14 protein-coding genes are annotated in these 18,517 nt (G+C 72.6%); 7 read left to right on the plus strand and 7 right to left on the minus strand.

What is annotated here, in order from left to right; translation table 11 throughout:
- The first annotated feature begins 448 nt into the window (after positions 1-448).
- The 3 genes from ACWCPW_RS33880 (at position 449) to ACWCPW_RS33890 (ending at position 3,668) form a co-directional block, all read left to right on the plus strand.
- Complete coding sequence (locus ACWCPW_RS33880; RefSeq protein WP_449765465.1) at positions 449-1,843, plus strand: alpha/beta hydrolase; 1,395 nt, start codon at positions 449-451, stop codon at positions 1,841-1,843.
- Between the two features lie 323 nt (positions 1,844-2,166).
- The gene (locus ACWCPW_RS33885; RefSeq protein ID WP_406299740.1) at positions 2,167-2,994 is read left to right on the plus strand and encodes an ATP-binding cassette domain-containing protein; all 828 of its coding nucleotides are present in this window, start codon (positions 2,167-2,169) and stop codon (positions 2,992-2,994) included.
- The gene (locus tag ACWCPW_RS33890) at positions 2,991-3,668 is read left to right on the plus strand and encodes an ABC transporter (protein WP_449765388.1); all 678 of its coding nucleotides are present in this window, start codon (positions 2,991-2,993) and stop codon (positions 3,666-3,668) included. The genes ACWCPW_RS33885 and ACWCPW_RS33890 overlap by 4 nt, the downstream gene beginning before the upstream one ends.
- Before the next feature lie 65 nt (positions 3,669-3,733).
- Here the strand turns inward: ACWCPW_RS33890 and ACWCPW_RS33895 are convergent, their stop codons facing one another.
- Positions 3,734-4,390, minus strand: a complete 657-nt coding sequence (locus tag ACWCPW_RS33895; RefSeq protein WP_449765389.1) for a pyridoxamine 5'-phosphate oxidase family protein — start codon at positions 4,388-4,390, stop codon at positions 3,734-3,736.
- 291 nt (positions 4,391-4,681) lie between these two features.
- Here ACWCPW_RS33895 and ACWCPW_RS33900 point away from each other — a divergent pair, with 291 nt between their 5' ends.
- From ACWCPW_RS33900 to ACWCPW_RS33910, 3 genes are all read left to right on the plus strand, one after another.
- On the plus strand, positions 4,682-5,989 hold the full coding sequence (locus tag ACWCPW_RS33900) for an aminotransferase class I/II-fold pyridoxal phosphate-dependent enzyme (RefSeq protein ID WP_449765390.1): 1,308 nt from the start codon (positions 4,682-4,684) through the stop codon (positions 5,987-5,989).
- A gap of 451 nt (positions 5,990-6,440) precedes the next feature.
- Positions 6,441-7,733, plus strand: a complete 1,293-nt coding sequence (locus ACWCPW_RS33905) for a sensor histidine kinase (RefSeq protein WP_449765391.1) — start codon at positions 6,441-6,443, stop codon at positions 7,731-7,733.
- Positions 7,734-7,872: 139 nt separating this feature from the next.
- Positions 7,873-8,517, plus strand: a complete 645-nt coding sequence (locus tag ACWCPW_RS33910) for a response regulator (protein WP_395865441.1) — start codon at positions 7,873-7,875, stop codon at positions 8,515-8,517.
- Between the two features lie 360 nt (positions 8,518-8,877).
- Here the strand turns inward: ACWCPW_RS33910 and ACWCPW_RS33915 are convergent, their stop codons facing one another.
- From ACWCPW_RS33915 to ACWCPW_RS33940, 6 genes are all read right to left on the minus strand, one after another.
- Positions 8,878-9,126, minus strand: coding sequence for a hypothetical protein (locus tag ACWCPW_RS33915; RefSeq protein WP_449765392.1), 249 nt, complete (start codon positions 9,124-9,126; stop codon positions 8,878-8,880).
- 449 nt (positions 9,127-9,575) lie between these two features.
- A complete protein-coding gene (locus tag ACWCPW_RS33920) occupies positions 9,576-11,132 on the minus strand; it encodes a sensor histidine kinase (protein ID WP_449765393.1) in 1,557 nt (518 codons plus the stop codon).
- Complete coding sequence (locus tag ACWCPW_RS33925; RefSeq protein ID WP_449765394.1) at positions 11,129-11,878, minus strand: response regulator transcription factor; 750 nt, start codon at positions 11,876-11,878, stop codon at positions 11,129-11,131. Before ACWCPW_RS33925 ends, ACWCPW_RS33920 begins: the two co-directional genes overlap by 4 nt.
- A 216-nt stretch (positions 11,879-12,094) precedes the next feature.
- A complete protein-coding gene (locus tag ACWCPW_RS33930; RefSeq protein ID WP_449765395.1) occupies positions 12,095-12,949 on the minus strand; it encodes a hypothetical protein in 855 nt (284 codons plus the stop codon).
- Between the two features lie 362 nt (positions 12,950-13,311).
- Positions 13,312-16,428 carry an AAA family ATPase gene (locus tag ACWCPW_RS33935; RefSeq protein WP_449765396.1) on the minus strand — a complete coding sequence of 1,039 codons (3,117 nt, stop codon included), beginning with the start codon at positions 16,426-16,428 and terminating at the stop codon, positions 13,312-13,314.
- 312 nt (positions 16,429-16,740) lie between these two features.
- Positions 16,741-17,544 carry an enoyl-CoA hydratase gene (locus ACWCPW_RS33940; protein WP_395865429.1) on the minus strand — a complete coding sequence of 268 codons (804 nt, stop codon included), beginning with the start codon at positions 17,542-17,544 and terminating at the stop codon, positions 16,741-16,743.
- A 264-nt stretch (positions 17,545-17,808) separates the two neighbouring features.
- Between ACWCPW_RS33940 and ACWCPW_RS33945 the strand changes: the two genes are divergently transcribed.
- On the plus strand, positions 17,809-18,516 hold the full coding sequence (locus tag ACWCPW_RS33945; protein WP_449765397.1) for a class I SAM-dependent methyltransferase: 708 nt from the start codon (positions 17,809-17,811) through the stop codon (positions 18,514-18,516).
- Position 18,517 lies beyond the last annotated feature (1 nt).

The following is an 18,517-nucleotide window of genomic DNA, read 5'->3' on the forward strand; positions in this document are numbered from 1 at the left end:
GTTGGGCTGGGGCGCCGTCAGCTACGCGCGTTGGCTGCGGAGTGCGATCATCCGGTTTCCGGTTCGAGTGGGTGCAAAAGCGATGGAACGGGCTTTGCATGTGGCAAACCCAAAATTTGGGTAATGGTTACCACTCCGCTTGGCAAGGATTCATACTCCGACCCGACCGCCCCCTCGTCGCACCCGTCGTCGGCACGGCAGCATCTCCGGCGTCGATGTCACTCGTGACAGCTCCGTCACATGGAGGAACACCCACGTGAAGAGACACACTCTCGTCGCGTTCGCAGCCGCCACGACGTTGGTGGGCGGGCTTCTGACCCTCGCCCCACCGGCTTTGGCGGACGACTCGCCCGCAACTTCGGCCGAGTCCGCATCCACCCCCATTGCCTGGAAGAACTGCGGCAGCTCGAACTATCCGAAGCTGGAATGCGGTTCACTCCAGGTCCCGATGGACCACAGCAACCCCGGCGGCCGACAGATCACCATCGCGGTGTCGCGGATTCCGCACACCGCCGCGAAGTCGCTCGGCCCACTCCTGGTCAACCCCGGCGGCCCCGGTGCCCCCGGCCGAGGTCTGGCCGGCTACGTCGCGAAGAACCTGCGCCCCGAGGTGGCCGCGCAGTTCGACGTGATCGGCTTCGACCCGCGCGGCTCCGGCGCCAGCGAACCGCACCTGGACTGCGTACCGGGCTTCAACAACCCGGTCCGCCCGGACACCGTCCCGGACAACTTCGGGGACGAACTGACCAACATCAAGCGGGTGTACGACTACGCCCAGGCGTGCGGCGCCAAGTACGGCGACTTCCTCAAGCACATGAACACGCCGGCTTCGGCGGCGGACATGGACTCCATCCGCGCCGCCCTCGGGGCCAAGCAGATCAGCTACTTCGGCTACTCGTACGGCACTTACCTCGGCTCGGTCTACGCCAAGCTGTTCCCGAACCGGGTCAAGCGACTGGTGCTGGACAGCATCGTCGACCCGAGCAAGGACAGCATCTGGTACGGCAGCCAGCTCAGCCAGGACGTCGCCTTCAACAGCAACCTGAAGGCGTTCTTCGGCTGGGTCGCCAAGTACGACGCGAACTACCGCCTGGGCACCGACCCCGCCAAGGTGGAGAGCGCCTGGTACGCGATGCGCGAGAAGCTGAGCAAGAACCCGGCCGAGGGCGTCGTCGGCGGCTCGGAGCTCGAGGACGCGTTCGCGCAGGGCGGCTACAACGACTCGACCTGGGCCGAACTGGCCGAGGGCTTCTCGGGTTACGTGGTCGACAACGTCACGGGTCCGCTGCGCACGGCGTACGAGGACCTGGCGGCGCCGAGCCCGGCCAACGACAACGTCAACAGCGGCTACCTGGCCACCCAGTGCCGGGACGCGTCCTGGCCCAAGGACTGGGCGACCTGGCACCGGGACGCGGTCAAGACCTACGCCAAGGCGCCGTTCCTGACCTGGAACAACGTCTGGTTCAACGCGGCTTGCGCGTTCTGGCCGACATCCGGCCTCAAGCCGGTGAACGTCGCCAACGACAAGCTGCCCAAGACGCTGCTGTTCCAGGCGACCAACGACGCCGCGACCCCGTACCAGGGTGGCGTCACGATGCACCGGCTGCTGCGCGACTCGGCCCTGGTGGTCGAGCAGGGCGGCCGCAACCACGGCATCTCGCTCAGCGGCAGCAGTTGCCTGGACGACTACCTGAACGAGTACCTGGTCACCGGCAAGACCCCGAAGGGCAGGGGCCACGGCCCGGCCGACGCGGTCTGCCAAAAGCTCCCCGACCCGGTGCCGAACCCGGCTGCGGCCGACCTGAAGGCCGCCGCGCCCAAGGCGTCCAAGACCGCCATGTAGATCCGCGCAACCGCACCACGAGCACGTACGCAGGGCCCGTCGCCTCGGCGGCGGGCCCTTGCGCGTGCCCGGAGCAGTGCGCGTATCCGAAGCCTCGCCCATGCCGGGCCTGTGCCCATCCTCCGCCGTCCGCCGTCCGCCGTCCGCCGTCCGCCACGAGCCACCCGCGCCCGATTCGACCAGCCGACCAGCCGACCGGCCGCCCGGCCCGAACGCCGCCTGCGGCAAGGCAGTTCGTACCCGACGCCGGTCACCGGTGCCGTGTGCGCGATCTCGTCCTGCCGTAAGGTCTGCTGCCGAGGCTCCGGTGAAGGGGGACGGCGGTGCACCTGACGGGTGTCGGCAAGCGATACGCCCTGCGCGGGCCATGGGTGCTGCGCGCGGTGGACCTGCACCTGCCGCGCGGCGGCCTGGTCCGGGTGGAAGGCGCCAACGGCAGCGGCAAGTCCACCCTGCTCCGGGTCCTCGCGGGGGTGTGCGAACCGACCACCGGCAGCGTGACCGAACGTGGCTCGGCCGCCTACGTCCCCGAACGATTCCCGCCCGAACTCCCGCTCACCGCCCTGCGCTACCTCACCCACCTGGGCAGGCTGCACGGCCTCACCGGCCGGGAGAGCAGGCGGCGCGCCCAGGAGTGGGCCGAACGCCTGGACTTCGCGGACAAGACCCGCGCACCGCTGCGCGGACTGTCCAAGGGCACGTGCCAAAAGGTGGCCGTGGCACAGGCGTTCATGGCCGAACCCGACCTGCTCGTACTGGACGAGGCGTGGACCGGACTGGACGGCCGCTCGCGGGACGTCCTGGACGGTTGTGTCGTCGAACGGGTCGAGGCCGGTGCCACGGTGGTCTTCGTGGACCACGATCCGCGCCGGTTGGCCGACGAGGTGACCGACACCTATCGGGTCGAGGCGGGCGCGGTCACCCCGGCGATCTCCGCCGTGAACGCGATCCGCGTGGTGATCGACATCGACAGCGGCCACCGCCCCGAACTCGACCGCCTCCCGGGGGATCCCGACCGCGAGGAGACCCGACCGGGCGTCCTGCGGCTGCACACCACCACGGCGCATTCCGACGCGCTGCTGCGCCATCTGCTCACCACCGTGCCCGGGGTCGGCGTGCGCTCGGTACGCCGGGAAGGAGACGGCGCGTGATCTCCGCCGTGGTGCGTTATCAGGCGGCTCTGGTGCTGCGCTCCTACCGGTGGGTGCCGCCGGTGCTGGTCTACGCCGCCGTGATGGCCATCGGCGCGGCCGGCGGCGATCCGCTGCTCGGGTCGTTCGCTTGGGCGGCTGCGGCGATCATGCCGATCGCGGTGTGGCTCACCCGGGTGTCGGTCACGGTCGAGCCCGCCGCGGCCCGGCAGACCGCTGCGGCGGCGGTCGGACCCGGCCGCTCGCATCTGGCGGCGCTGCTGGTCGCGCTGGTCCTGTCGGGCGTGCTCGCCGCGCTGTGCACCGGCGCGCTGGCCGCCTCCACCGATCGCATCGCCGACCACGCGACGCACGGCGTCGATCGCGGCGAGGCGATCGCCGCGGGAGCGGTGGCCCAACTCGTCACCATCCTGGCCGGTGTGGCGATCGGCGCGCTGACCAACCGCCCGCTGCTACGCCGCCCGGCGTACGCCGTTCCGCTCGCCGCGCTGGCCACCCTGGCGGCCCTGATCATCCCGGGCAGCCCGGCGGCGCGCGTCCTCGAGGTGGTCACCGACGCCGCCAGGAACGACAGCGTGGACCTCCCGACCACCCAACTCGCCATCGTGGCGGGCGTGTTCGTGGTAGCAGTCGCGGCGGTCTGTCGGTTGGCGGCCCGCGTCGAACACGACTGACCCACCAGGACAACCGAGTTGCACCACCCCTCGGGCGCGGTGCCGGCCGGGCACACCGGGGCGGCTCAGGACGCGTCGAGCCACTTGGCGAGGTAGGCCGGGATCTCCTGGTCTCGGTCCGGGCGGATCGGGCCGCGCGTGGTGGTCAGGGGTACCACGCCGGCGTAGGTCGGCAGGTCGAGGTCGTCGGGGTCCTCGGCCAGGCCGTGGTCGCGGATCTTCGCGGCGACCTGGTCCAACTCCAGGCGGAGCACCGCCGTCTGGGCGTTCTCCTTCGGGGATGGCTGCCGCACATCGTCGGCGCGGCCCGGGACCAGGTGGTCGATGATCACCCGGTAGGCGTGCAGTTGCTCGTCCGGGTCGGCGACGTAGGTCAGCGGTCCGTGCGCGATCACGCAGCGGTAGTCCATCGAGTGGTGCATCGCCGAGCGGGAGAGCACCACGGAGTCCACGTGGGTGACCGAGACCGCCACCGGCAGGCCCTCGGCGCCGCTCGCCCGTGCGGCCAGCGCGAGTTGCCCGCCGCTGGAGGTGTGCAGGTACAGGCGTTCGCCGTCGCGGCCGAACGCCAGCGGGATGAGCAGGGGGCGACCGCCGAGGGTGAACGAGACGTGGGCCAGGAAGCCGGCGTCCAGGATCGCGTGCACGGCTTCGACGTCGTAGTGCATGCGGTCGCGGTGCCGATACGGGGTGGTGGCGGCGGTGGCGGGGTACTCGGTCATCGCGAAGATCCTTTGTACTAGTTCAAAGAACTCATTGGAGTAGTACGATAGAGGCGAGGTCGGGGAGGCTGTCAACGGCATAATCCGACGACCTGTCGCCGACCCGCCGTCCGACCGACCTGCCGCCCGAAGCCCCGACCACCGATCACCGACAGGCCCACCCCCACCCCCACCCCCACCCCCGACGCCCCCACCCCCGACGCCCCCACCCCCGACGCCCCCACCCCCGACGCCCCGACCACCGACCCCGCCGGGCAGCAGGCACCGAACGTGCCCGGACGCAGGAGAGACATGGCCACCACCGGTCGCACCGCCGCCGACATCGCCGCATCCGTCGAGCGCGACCTGCACGCCCGCGAACTCGCCCCCGGTGACGCGCTGCCGCCCGTGCGCGCGCTCGCGGCCGAGCTGGGCGTCAACGCCAACACCGTCGCCGCCGCGTACCGCACCCTGCGCGAACGCGGCATCGTGGAGACGCACGGCCGGGCCGGTACTCGGATCCGGGCCCGACCGGCCACCACTCGGCGCAACGACCTGGGCCCGTCCATGCCGCCCGGCACCCGCGACCTGTCCACCGGCGAGCCCGATCCCGACCTGCTGCCGTCGCCGGCGTTCCCGAACCCGGCCGAATGGCGCACGCTCTACCAGCACGGCGCCCTGTATGAACCGTTCGCCGACGCCGCGCGCACGGTGCTGCGCGCGGGCGGCGTCGACGCCGCGCACCTGGCCGCGACCTCCGGTGCGCTGGACGGCCTGGAACGCGCGCTCGTCGCGCACCTGCGCCCCGGCGACCTCGTCGCGGTCGAGGACCCGACCTGGGCCAACCTGCTCGACCTGCTCGCCGCGCTGAACCTGACCCCGCAGCCGATCCCGGTCGACGACGAGGGCCCCGACCCGGCCGCGACCGAGGTCGCGCTGCGGGCCGGCGCTCGCGCGTTCGTGGTGACCACCCGCGCGCAGAACCCCACCGGCGCCTCGGTGTCGGCGGTACGGGCCGCCGCGCTGCGCCCGATCCTGGCCGCCCACCCGCACGTGGTGCTCCTGGAGGACGACCACGGCAACGACATCTCCGGCCTGGACCTGCACACCCTCACCGGCGTCACCACCCACTGGGCGCACATCCGCTCGGCCGCCAAGGCGTACGGACCGGACCTGCGCTGCGCGGTGGCAACCGGCGACGCGGTGACCATCGACCGGATCGGCGGCCGACAACGGCTGGGCCCCGGCTGGGTCAGCCACATCCTGCAATTCGCGGTCGCCCACGCGTGGACCGACCCGGATGTGGCCGAGCGCATCCACGTCGCGCGCGAGACCTACCGGCTCCGCCGTACCCGACTCATCGACGCCCTGCGCGCACGCGGTGTCGCCGCGACCGGCCGGACCGGCATCAACGTATGGGTCCCGGCTCCGGACGAGACCACCGCCGTCGCCTCCCTGCTCGCGCGCGGCTGGGCGGTCGCGCCCGGTGCGCGCTACCGGATCGGCTCGCCGCCCGGACTGCGGATCACCGTGGCCACCCTCACCGCCGAGGAGACCGAGCAACTGGCCGACGCGGTGGCGGCCGCGATGCGTGTGGGGGCCGCGCGGCAGACGCGGTGATGCCTCCCGGGATCGGGCGGCGGGCAGGACGCGTCGTGCCTCTTCACGTCGGGGGAGGGACGGGGGAGATGTGGCGGAATAGCCGGGGAGGCGGGCGAGGTGGGGGAGAGGTGGCGGAAAGGCGGCGGGAAGCCGGGAAGCCGGGAAGCCGGGAAAGCCGGGAAAGTCGGGAAAGCCGGGGAAGTCGGGGGAGTCGGGGAAGGTGGCGGAAGGGCGGCGGAAGGCCGGGGAAGGCCGGGGAGGGGTGGCGGAAAGGTGGGGCTAGCCGAACCGTGAGGTCGGGGGGTGTCACCCTCGCCCGCACACCCCCGCCGCGTGGAGCATGAACACACTCCACCGATACGGTCTCGACCGGACCGTGACGAATCCGCCGGTACGGCTCAACCGCCGTGACGCTCCACCGTCGTGACCATTCCACCGCCGCGCCCGAATTGCCCCGAGGACGTCCCCCATGCATCCCTTCCTGAAGGCCCCGTTCACGAGACGAACGTGGGCCGAGACCGGCTACGCGATCCTCACCCTCCCGCTCGCGGTGATCGGCTTCGGCGTGACCTTCGTGTTCACGGCCTTCGGCATCGCGCTGACCATCACGCTGATCGGTCTGCCGATCCTGGGCCTGACCGTGATGGGCGCGCGGGCGTGGGGCGGGGTGCATCGGGGGTTGGCGCGCGCCATGCTCGGGGTCGAGACGCCGCCGCTGCGCAAGTTTCGGCCCAAGCGCGGCCCGCTCGGACTGCTGGGCTCCTCGCTGGGCAACGCCGAGGGCTGGCGGGCGATCGCGTACCACGTGATCAAGTTCCCGCTGGGCGTCGTCATGGCCATCGTGACCGGCGCGTTCTGGAGCTACGGGCTGATCATGGTGGTCTATCCGCTGCTCGTGGCCGTGTTCGACCCGACCGTCACCGATTCGCACGGCGTCGTGCGCCACTCGGGGATGCAGATCGGCGACGTGTACTTCGACACCTGGCCGCTCAAACTGGTGGCGTCCGCGTCCGGAGTCCTGCTCGTCCTGCTCGCGCCCTGGGCCGTACGCGCCGTCGTATACCTCGACCGGCTGCTCATCCCGGCCCTGCTCGGGCCGACCAAATCCGCGCAGCGGGTGGCCGATCTGGAGGAGACCCGGGCGATCGCCGTCGACGACTCGGCCGCGACGCTGCGCCGAATCGAACGCGACTTGCACGACGGCGCGCAGGCCCGGCTCGTCGCACTCGCGATGAACCTCAGCATGGCCAAGGAGAAGCTGGAGGCGGAGGACGTCGAGCGTCCGATGGACGTGGACCGCGCCCGCACACTCGTGGACAGCGCGCTCGGGAACGCCCGCGAGGCGATCGTGGAACTGCGCGACCTGGCGCGGGGCATCCATCCGCCGGTCCTGGACCAGGGCCTGGACGCGGCGCTGGCCACACTGGCGGCGTGCAGCGCGGTCCCGGTCGAGGTGCACACCGACATCGACGTACGCCCGCCCGCCACGATCGAGACCATCGCGTACTTCTGCGCCGCCGAACTGCTCACCAACGTCGCGCACCACTCGGGCGCGACCTCGGCGGCCGTCGACGTGCTCGTCCGGGACGGCCGGTTGCTGCTGTCGGTCACCGACAACGGGCGCGGCGGTGCCAACGCGGGCAAGGGCAGCGGTCTTACCGGTCTGGTCGAGCGGGTGCGCACGGTGGACGGCGTACTGCGGATCGTCAGCCCGTTGGGCGGGCCGACCGAGGTGACGGTGGAGCTGCCGATCCGCGGGTGAGGGTCGGGGCGGGCCGAGGGTGCGGCCGGGCGAGAGGATCGGAGCCGAGATGATCCGGCCCGAGATGATCGGGTGTAAGAGGATCCGGCCCGAGACGATCGGGTCCGGGGTGCGGTCGGATCATGGGACGATCGAGCCCATGCGCATCGTCATTGCCGAAGACGCCGCGATCCTGCGGGACGGCCTGGTTCAACTGCTTCTCGACCGTGACCACGAGGTCGCGGCAGCCGTCGCGGACGCCGACGCGCTGCGCGCGGCGGTGGCCGAACACAAGCCGGACGTCTGTGTGGTCGACATCCGGATGCCCCCGACGCACACGGACGAGGGCCTGCGTGCTGCGATCGACATCCGCCGGGACTATCCCGGCATCGGGGTGTTGGTCTTCTCGCAGTACATCGAGACCCGGTACGCGGCACAGCTGCTCGGCGGCAACGCGGCGGGCGTCGGCTACCTGCTCAAGGAACGCGTGGTGGACACCCGGGACTTCACCGACGCGCTGGAGCGAGTCGCGGCCGGCGGAACCGCGTTGGACCCCGAGGTGGTCACCCAACTGTTCGGCGCGGGACTGCGCAGCGGGGGGCTGAGCACCCTCACCCCGCGCGAGCACGAGGTGCTCGGGCTGATGGCCGAGGGCCGGACGAACGCGGCGATCGCGAAGAAGCTGGTGGTCACCGAGCGGGCGGTGGAGAAGCACGTCGGCAACATCTTCACCAAGCTCGACCTGCCGCCCTCGGACACCGACCACCGGCGGGTGATGGCGGTGTTGCGCTTCCTCGAACTCTGAGGTGCGGCGGCGGTCGAGGCGATGCGGGTCGCGGTGGGGCTTTGCCGGGCGGTTTCGCGGGGCGGTTTTGCGCTGTGGCCGTGGCGCGGCCTTGGCGTGGGTCGGGTTCGGGCGAGTGAGGCGGCTCGGGTCGGTGCGGGGTCCGTGCGATGGCGTGGCGAGGGGCGCGGCACGGCGGTACTTGGTGCGGGCGGTGGTGCGGGGTTGTCGGTCGCGGGTGGGCGGCGGTGGGCCGGTGCTTGGTGTGGGAGGCGGGAGGTGGGACCGGTGTGGGATGTTCGGATCGCCCCCTCCGTGATCCGCGCGTCCCACACCGGTCCTCGGGGCCGACCACGGCATCGGCCCCCGGAGCGGCTCGGTTCAGGGTTGTACCGGCTTCTCGACGTCCGCGCACGCGTGCCGGATCGTGTTTCGGGTGCCGACCACGGTCGATGTGAACGGCGATCTCGGTGCGGTCGGTCCGGGGTCGGCCGCCGGCGCGATCGTGCCCAATTCGTGGGTGCCCGTGCCGCTTCCGTCGGCGCCGCACGCGGTCAGCACGACGATCGCCGACACCAGCGCCGCCAGGACGCCCGCCGCCACCCCGGGCAGCGCGAGTCCGCGACTCACCCGATCGGTCTCTCCGGTCGGGCGGCACGCCACGCCCGGCGCACCGTTGAAGGGCTGCTCCGCCGCCGCCACTCCGGCGTCGGATACCCAGGCGTGGCCCGGTAGTTCCCGAGGCGGGTCGCCACCTCCGGCCGGATGTGCCGCTCGTCCGTCGCGCTCCGCCGTCGGATGCGCGCCATGTGACCCGTGCCGCTACGGTCGCCGTCGAATCGGGTCGGCGCCTCGGCCCGCCGCGGGTCCCGCCGCGACAGCCGTGGGCACGGGGCGGGCGCCCGGTGGCCGCCGCCACCGGGCGTTCCCGCATACGCCAGGGGTGCGGCAAGCCGTACCCCCGTGGACACCGGGTCGGTGAGGTCCGCGCCCCCCATGCGGTCGGACACACGCATGCACGGCCTCCCCAAAAAACGCCGGGCCCGCCCCACCCCGGGCGGGCACGGCGTACCGCGAGGCTAGGGACGATCCTTGTGGGTTTCCTGTGAACGGGCGGCCGGGGAAGGGATTTTGCCGACGGACCGGGGTGCCGCGCGGGATTTCGGTACGTCCGCGCGCGCCGAGGGCGCCGGTGCGGGCCGGGCGGGCGTACTCGGCGGCGCCTGGACCCGGACGCCCAGCCACGCGCGCTCGCGTGCCGCCAGGGGATCCGCGCGCAGCGGCAGCACCACCTCGATCCGGGTGCCGCGCCCGGACGGCGGCACGCCCACGGTGACCCGACCGCCGTGCAGCGCGACCTGTTGGGCCACCAGGGTCAGACCCAGCCCGGCGCCGGGGCTGTTCGGCCCGCGGTGGAAGCGTTCGAAGACCACCTCGCGCAACTCCGGCGCGATCCCGGGCCCGTCGTCGTCCACGCACACCACGCCGCAATCCAGCCCGGGCAGCACCTTCACCAGCACCCGATTCGCGCCGTGCACCAGCGCGTTGCAGATCAGGTTGTCCACGAGCAGCCGCAACCCAGCCGCGAGTCCGTACACGACCACCTCGTGCGGCGCCTCGACCCGTACCGCGGCCCGCACTTCGACGCCCGGGCGGCGGGCGGGCGCGGCCCGGACCGCCGCGTGCGCGACCTCGGCCAACTCCACCGGACCGAACGCCGCCGCGTCCACCAGGTCGCCCTGGGCGAGCGCGCGCAGCGCGGTCAGTACCGCCAACACCCGTTCGTGGCCGATCCGCAGGTCCGCGACCACGTCCTCGCGCTCGGTCGAGGCCAGGTCCGGATAGGTGGCCAGCACGTCCAGATCGGTGCGCATCCCGGTGAGCGGGCCGCGCAGTTCGTGGTCGACGGTGGCGGCGAACGAACGTGCGGTCTCCAACGCCTCGCGGGTGCGCGCGGTCTGCGCCGCGTACCGGCCCAGCACGTCGTCGAGCGTGCGGCCGAGTTCGTCCACCTCGACCACGCCGGAGGGTACGTGCACCGCGTCGTGCGCGCCGCCGTCCGGATCCAGGCGGGCCGCCCGGCGGCGCAACACGCGCAACGACCGGGTGGCCGCGGTGCCGGCGACCAGACCGGCCAGCGCCGACAGCGGCACCGTGAACGCCGTCACCACGTACACCCGCCGACGCAACAGCGCCGCCTGCGCGGCCGGTTCGCCCGACGGTACGAACACGTAGAGCGCGCCGGTCGGCAGCGGCCGGGTCACCATCCGCCACGAACGCCCGCCCGTGTGCACGGTCACCGGGTACGGCGCGTGCGAAGGCAGGGTCGTTCCCTCCGGCGGTTGCGGGCCCATCCGCAGCGGCCCGTCCGGGGTGTCCACCCGCACGCCGACGTCCAGGGCCATCCCGAGCATCCGGTACTGCCGGGTGCGGATCGCCTGTTGGCGGTCGTCCAGATCGGTGCGGACCAACGCCCTTGCCGGCGGCGTCAGTCGTTCGGCTCGCTCCTGCAACTGCCGGTCCTGGCGCTGGGTCAGATCGTGCCGGGCCCAACCCACCACGAGCGTGCCCGCGCCGAGTACGAGCAGCGGCACCAAGACGGCGACCGACAGCGCGACCCGCGTGGCGAGCTTCATCCGGGACCGCCCGAGACTCGCAGCACGAAGCCGATCCCGCGCACGGTGTGCAGCACGCGGGGGCGACCGCCCGCCTCCAACTTGCGGCGCAGGTAGCTGACGAACGTGTCGACCACGTCGGTACGCACGTCGAAGTCGTAGCCCCAGACCCGGTCCAGCAACTGATCCCGGGTCAGCACCAGTCCCGGATTGCGGGCGAACACCTCCAGCAGCGCGAACTCGCGACGAGTCAGATCCAATCCGACGCCATGACAGGTCGCGATGTGCGCGGCGACGTCCACCGCGACCGGGCCGACCCGCAGCAGCGGCTCGCCGATCCCCGAAGCCGGACGGCGGCGCAGTAACGCCCTTAATCGAAGGTCGAGTTCGCGCAGGTCGAAGGGCTTTACCAGGTAGTCGTCGGCGCCGCTCTCCAGGCCCGCGATGCGATCCGCGGTCTCGTCGCGAGCGGACAACATCAGGACCGGCGTCTCCGTGCCTCGGGCGCGCAGCGTGGCGCACACGTCGATGCCGCTGACGCCGGGCATCGCCACGTCCAGGACCACGACCTGCGGGACCGGGACGGGCACGATGGGCGTCTTCGGCTCGGCGGGCGCGATCAGTTCGAGGGCGCGGGTGCCGTCGGCGGCGAGGGTGACGTGGTACCCGGCCAGGCGCAGGCCGCGCTCCAGGGCACGCCGGATCGAGGGGTCGTCGTCCACGACCAGCACATGTGGGGGGCGGTCGGTCTCCGGTTCCGCGGTCACCGGATCGCGGCCTCCGGCTCCGGGGCGGGTGGGCGCGGTATCCGTAACCGGCTCGACTTCCCTGTGGTGCCCATGTCGTCGGCTCGACCCATGTCGTCCCCCGGATGGCTGCTGCCGATGTCGAGAAGTCGCCGACGTCCGTGCGTGTCGCCGTCGGCGTTGTCGGTGCACAACCTATGGCGGGAGGTGGTGTGTTGTACGCGAAATGACGGCTCGTCAGGGGCTGGGCGGGAGCGGGTCGGCGGGGGTGGTGGGCTTGTGGGGGCCACCGTCGGGGTCCGTGTTCGAACCGCTGTCCGTGTCCGTGTCGGTGTCGGTGTCGGTGTCGGTGTTCGCGTCCGCGGTGTCTGTGTCTGTGTTCGCGTCCGCGTCCGTGTTCGCGCCCGCGTCGAGCCGATCGCCGGTCGGCAGCTTCGCGGACAGCCAGCGGAACCAGTTCGTGCGGTTGATCGGGATCTGTGGGTTGTGCAGCAGCCACAACACGTGTCCGGCCTGGTCCCGGGTCCAGGGCTCACCGGAGTCGCGCGCCTTCGCGAGCCGGGCGCGCAGGTCCTCGCCGTCCACCGCGCGGGCGATCCGCGAGTACTCGCGGTCCTTGCACCGGTGTCGGCGGTACACCACGAGCTCGACCAGGTCCACCAGGCGGGCCCGGACGTCGTCGTGGTGCCCGGGTACGGCGAGCAGCCGGATCAGCCGCTGCTTGGTGCTCCACACCTTGGCGTGCCGGGTCCACTCGATCGGGTAGTGGGCCTCCCACTCCAGATAGATCAGCGCGTACGGCAGCCCGCCCCAATCGGGTACGTCGGCCGGCGCGAGCTGCTCGGTGAGCAGCGCCGCGGCGGGCGTACGCAGCCACGCGGCACGGAAGCGTTGCCAGGCCGCCTCCTCGGCGGAGACCGAGCGCGGCACGCGCAACACGATCGTGTCGTACGCCTCGCGCGCTTCGCGTGTTTCCCCGGTCACCCGCAGATACCGGTCCAGGGCGCGTCGGTGCGCGATCTCGTCGTCCGACACGAGCGCGCGCATCCAGCCCAGCCGGGTGTCCCAGTCCTCGATCGCGCCGCGTTCCATCACGCCGACGATCTACCCAGGAGTCCCCCGAACAAGTCCGCCATCCCCCGGCCCACCCACCGAATCCCCCCACCGAAGCCAACCGGGGCTGCGTGGTGACCGATCGATCGCTGTGAGTAATCTCGCTGTCGCCTCACCGATCCGACACGGGCCCGCCCCACCGATCCGACGCGAGCCCGCTACGCCGCACCCGGCGTGGCCCGCCGGCCCGCAGCGCGCCGCGCCGAGACCCCCCCGCGTCACAGGCATCGCGTGCCTGGTGCGACCGGGCGGTTCGGCCTGACCGGGCACCCGGCGAACGCACGGTCCGGCGGGGCGTGGCCGCGTTCCCGCGCCGCGACACGGGAGCACTGCTCGTGGGGTCAGGCGGTACCGGCGGCGAGTTGGGGGGTTCGGGTGATGCGGCCGGTCAGGGCCAGGGTGGGGAGTTGGGGGTGGGTGGGGCGTGGGGGGAGGGCGGCGAGGCCGGAGCGGTTGGGGCCGGCGGTGGCGAGTTCGGCGCGGATGCGTACCTCCATCAGGGCGCCGGCCGGGGCGGCCAGCGCCTTGGCGAGGAGCTCACAGGCGGCTTCGGTGCGGCCCTCGGCGCGTTCGACGACCGCGAGTGCGTACAGGGCGTAGGCGCCGACCGGGGTGAGGCCCTTGGTGCCGGTCAGGCGCAGGGCCTGCCAGGCGCCGTCGCGGGCTTCGGCGATCCGGCCCTGGGTGGTCGCGGCCATCGAGAGCGCGGCGAGGAACCAGGCGGCCAGCGTGCCCTGTCCCGTGGCGCGGGCCAGGCGCAGGCCCTCGGCGGCGTGCGTCTCGGCCTCGACGGCCCGTCCGGACAGCGCGCCGGCGACCGCGAGTGGCATCAGGGCCGCGGCGAGGGCGCCTCGGGCGCCGTGTGTGCGAAGTACCGCGGCCTCGTCCAACAGGACGTCGTACGCGGCTTGGTCGGTCGCCGCCGCGTGCACCGCCAGCGGGGTGACCTCCCACAGCGCGATGCCCAGGCCGTACAGCCGGGCCCGGGTGGCCGGCGCCACCATCGCGGGCGAGACGCCGTCGGCGCCCAGCGCGGCCACGACGGTGCGCAGCGGGTCGTCGGCGGCCAGCGGGAGAGCGGCCAGGGCGGTGCGGGCCTGGGTGGTACGGGCCCGGTCGCCGGCCTCCCACGCGGCGCCGGTCGCGGCGAGCAGGAGCGCGGCGCGGCCGTGAGCGGCGTCCAAGAGCAGTGCTCCCGCTTCGGAGCGGTGTCCTTCCGCGTGTCGCAGCGCGGCGCGGAGTCGGATCGCGGTCCCGGAGGAGTGGGCCGAAGTGCCCTCGTCGGCGACGCCGTCGAGGTCGGTGGCGTCGGCGGTGTCGAGCAGGGTGCGGGCGCGGGTCGGGAAGCCGGCCTCCCACGCGGCGTACGCGGCGGCGACGTAGCGGCGGCGGGCCGTCGGGCGGTCGGAGGTCAGCCGGGCGGCCTGCTCCCAGGTCGCGGCGGCGGCGCCCGCGCCGAGTTCGCGGCGGGTGCGGCCGGCCCCGGCCTCCAGGGCGGCGGCGAGTTCGGCGTCGGGCCCGGTGGCGAGCGCGGCCAGGTGCCACGGTCGCCGGTAGGCGAGAGCACCGCTCGCGGCGTAGACCAGTGCTCCGTGAAGCGAGCGGCGCTCCGCGGAGGTGAGCGAGCGGCGTACCTCCTCGCGAGTCGACGCGTCCCGGAACCGCACCCGGTGTTCGGCGGCGTCGACCAGACCGGCCCGCAACACCGCGAGCCGAGCGCCACGCCCGATGCCGACCCGGCGCCCGGCGACGGCCAACTGGTCCAGGTCGGCAGCAGGTTCGAGCGCGGCCAACGCGAGCAGCCGGCGAGCATCCTCCGGCAACGCCGCGAACGGTACGTCCCCACCTGCCACGGCGGCACCCGCACTCGCCCGACGCGCACCCGACGCGGCGGCGCTCCGCCCGCCGGCTCGGCCGGTGGCCCCGGCCGGCGCACCGGTCACCGCACGATCCTCGCCCCGCCCGACGCCCGACGAGTGAGCGGTCCGCTCGGCCTCGCCATGCCGCGCCGCGCCCGTCGCCTCCACACCGGGCCCTTCACCCCACAGAACATCCGTCCCGGCGGTCCGCCCATACCCCCTCGCGCGCGGGCTTTCCTCGGCCACGGGCTCGGAAGCCACCCGCGCGCCGGTCCGGCTGTGCGGGGAGTCGGCGTGCCGACCGTCCTCGGCCGCCGGATCCGCGAGACCCGACCCACGAGCACGGTCCGCGAAGTCGCCGACAGACTCCGGCCGTCCTTCGGTCCCGAAGTCCGCGCCGTGCGTGCGAGTGCCGGCGGCGCCGGCTGCGTCCGCTCGCGCGCCTGCCCGGTCTGGTCGGGAGTGGGTGCGCAGACCGTCCTCGGCTGCCGTCTGATCCGCGTGTGGGGATGCGTGCTCGGCGGTGGCCGTTTCGCCAAGACCGTCGAATCGATGTCCATCGGGCGCATGTTCGGGTGACGCGTGCTCGCCGGCGTCCGGTGTGCACCGCGCGTAGTTCACACCCGCGTCGGCATCGCCGAGACCCGCCCGCGTCGACAACGCATCGCGCTCGGCCGCCGGCGCCGGATCCGCCTCGCGGACGAACTCGCCGACACCTTCGCCGACTCCCACATCTCGCCCGGCCCGTGCCGCCGGCCCGTACGCGCCGGGCGCGCCGAAGCTCCCGTCGGCCTGGGCTCCGACCCCGGTGTCTCGCCGGATCCGCGCCACAGGTTCGTGCGCGGCGGGTGTGCCGAAGTCCTCGTCGACGTGGGCCTCGACTCCCGTGTCCCGCCCGGCCCGTGCCGCCGCCACGCCCGCTTCGTCCTCGACCGACGCGACAGCGCCAGCCGCAGCCACACCCGCGGCCTCCGCCCCGCCCGAGCCGCGCGCTCCGCCCGAGCCGCGCGCTCCGTCCGCGCCACCCACATCACCCGCGCCCGCCGGACCCGCCGGACCCGTTCCGGCCCCCGGTGCCGAAGTCCCCCCGTCCGCTGACGCGTCGACGCGTTCGCGTGTCGCGCGCAGGACCGCGATCGGGAGGCCCTCGGCGCGGCCCGCGATGTAGGAGACGACCGCCGCCGAGGCCGCGTCGAGCCAGTGCGCGTCGTCCACGAGGACCAGGACCGGCTGTTCCCGGGCGGCGATCACGACGAGGGAGCAGGCCGCAGCGGCGACCACGCCCCGGTCGGCCGCGCCGGGAGCCAGGCCGAGCGCCATGCGCAGCGCCTGGGCCCGGGTGTGCGGCAGGCGGCCGATCCGGGGGTGCAGCGTCGCCAGCAGTTGGCGCAGCGCCGTATAGGGGAGCGCACCACCGCCGCGCGGGCCCGCCGTCCGCAGGACGGTCATGCCCTTCGCCTCCCACACCGCCTCGGCCAGGAGCGTCGTCTTGCCCGCCCCCGCGGCCCCACGCAGCACGACCGCTCCGCCGTCACCGGCGCGCGTCCGTTGCAGCAGTGCCGTGACGGCGGCCAGTTCGTCGTTCCTTCCGTGCAGCACGGAAACTCTCCTCGCATCTCGCTCACACCCCCGTGGTGTGGCCGGCGGCCCCGCCGGATCCGGCCGGACCGCCGCACTATGAGCCTGAGCTTGCCCGTTCCCGGTCAACACATGTTCAACATTCACTCAACGTGTGAAGTCCGGACCAAGTAATTACGGACATGTGACACCGGCATCGCGTCGACATCACGCCGGCATCCGGCTGAATATCCGTCAGTCTTTCGGCTGAAGCTTCGTGACTCCATAGCTCCAAAGCTTCGAAGACCCGTGGCTCCATGGGTCCGTAGGTCCGTGGATCCGTCTGAAAGCCCGTCAGTCCTTGTACTCCGGTCGCCGCTTGTCCTTGCGGGCGCGAATGGCCTCCTCGAAGTTCTCCGTCGTCAGTCGCACATACAACTGGGCGTGCCCCTCGTGGTCCATGTGCGAGTGCATGCTGCCGGCTTCCATGCCGGACCACAGCAACCGTTTGGTCACTTCCACCCCCACTCGACTGAACCCGATGATCCGCTCGGCGAGTTCGTACGCGTCGTCGAGCAACTTCTCGCCCGACACCACGCGCGACACCAGTCCGATCCGCTCGGCCTCGGTCGCGTCCACGTCCCGTCCGGACAACATGATCTCGAATGCCCGAGACGACCCGATCGCCCGGGGGAGCAAATAGCTGATTCCGAGCTCGCTCGCGGTGAGCCCGTTGTTGATGCCGGCGGCCCGGAAGTACGCCGTGTCGGCGGCGATTCGGATGTCGGTGGCGGTGGCGAGACAGAAGCCGCCGCCGATCGCCGGGCCGTTGATCGCGCCGATCACCGGTTGGTGCATCCGGCGCAGCCCCAGGATCACGTCGTCCAGGATCTCCATCGATCGGCGGGCGATGCTGGTTCGGGTCAGGCCCTTGATGCCGGGGATGCGACCGGAATTCTCCAGATCCGCACCGGAGCAGAATCCACTCCCGGCACCTGTCAATATGACGACACGCGTATCGTTGTCCGCGCTCACGGCTTCCAGAGCCTCGCGAAAGGGGACCATGACGTCGAAGGCCATGGCGTTCATGCGGTCCGGACGATTGAGGGTGATGAGCGTGACATGGGGGCGGGGTTTGTCGACGAGTACGAAGGACATGGGGGCGTCATCCTCGGCATGATTGAGGGGCGAAGGGCTTCGAGTCGCACGGTGTCGGACCGGGCGACCGGGAGACCGAAGAACGCGAATCCGGTCCCGGCGCCGCGAATCGGGACGAATCGCCCGATGGTCGATCGGGTGACCGACCGCGCGCCGGCCGACGGGGAACGTTCGGTGCCGCGTCGGTGGTTCGGGGCGCGTGCCTGGTCCGCGGCGCGCACTTGGTTCGGGACCCGCACGTGGTTCGGGACACGCAAGCCATTCTTGACCAAGTCAACGAAACCGCTCAAGGCCGCCCCGGAACTCTTCGACGCCTTCGCGGGCGACTACGACCGCTATGCGGGACTGTGCGACCCCCTCGGCGAGTGGCTCGCCGAACTCGAACTGACCGGTGACCGAGCGTTGGACGCGGGGTGCGGCTCCGGCCGACACGCACTCGCCCTGGCCGGCTCCTACACCGAGGTGCTGGCCGCGGACCTGAGCGCGCCGCTGATCGAGGTCGCGCGGGTACGGCGCCCGCACGAGCGGGTGCGCTACGAGGTCGCCTCGCTCACCGACGTACACGACGCCCTGGGCTTCGACCTGGTGCTGAGCATGGGCACGCTGCACCACCTCCCGGACCTGGGTGTGGCCTTGGCGCACCTGAAGTCGCTGGTCCGACCCGGTGGCGAGATCGTGCTGGTCGACAACGTGGCCACCGTGCCCGCCGCGACGCGCCGGCAGTACATCGTGTCCGCCGCCCGTGAACTGGGCCGTGACGTGCGCCGGCTGCGGATCCGGGACGCGTGGTGGCTGTACCGCTTCCGTACCGGCGCGGCGTGGCTGGACCACCTGATGTCCGATCACTATCTGACCCGCGCGCAGTACCGGGCCCGCTACGCCGAGGTCTTCCCGGACGCCGAATTCGTGGACCTGTCCTTCGCCACCGCGATGCGCTGGCGCCGCGCCGACGGCCTGCCGGTCGTCGGATAGG

This window comes from Embleya sp. NPDC001921 (genome assembly GCF_053594475.1).

Bases quoted from the DNA above. Each gene is read 5' to 3' on its own strand.
- ACWCPW_RS33905 (WP_449765391.1), top strand. From the start codon at position 6,441: ATGCATCCCTTCCTGAAGGCCCCGTTCACGAGACGAACGTGGGCCGAG.
- ACWCPW_RS33920 (WP_449765393.1), bottom strand. From the start codon at position 11,132: ATGAAGCTCGCCACGCGGGTCGCGCTGTCGGTCGCCGTCTTGGTGCCG.
- ACWCPW_RS33910 (WP_395865441.1), top strand. From the start codon at position 7,873: ATGCGCATCGTCATTGCCGAAGACGCCGCGATCCTGCGGGACGGCCTG.
- ACWCPW_RS33880 (WP_449765465.1), top strand. From the start codon at position 449: ATGGACCACAGCAACCCCGGCGGCCGACAGATCACCATCGCGGTGTCG.
- ACWCPW_RS33895 (WP_449765389.1), bottom strand. From the start codon at position 4,390: ATGACCGAGTACCCCGCCACCGCCGCCACCACCCCGTATCGGCACCGC.
- ACWCPW_RS33940 (WP_395865429.1), bottom strand. From the start codon at position 17,544: ATGTCCTTCGTACTCGTCGACAAACCCCGCCCCCATGTCACGCTCATC.
- ACWCPW_RS33930 (WP_449765395.1), bottom strand. From the start codon at position 12,949: ATGGAACGCGGCGCGATCGAGGACTGGGACACCCGGCTGGGCTGGATG.
- ACWCPW_RS33900 (WP_449765390.1), top strand. From the start codon at position 4,682: ATGGCCACCACCGGTCGCACCGCCGCCGACATCGCCGCATCCGTCGAG.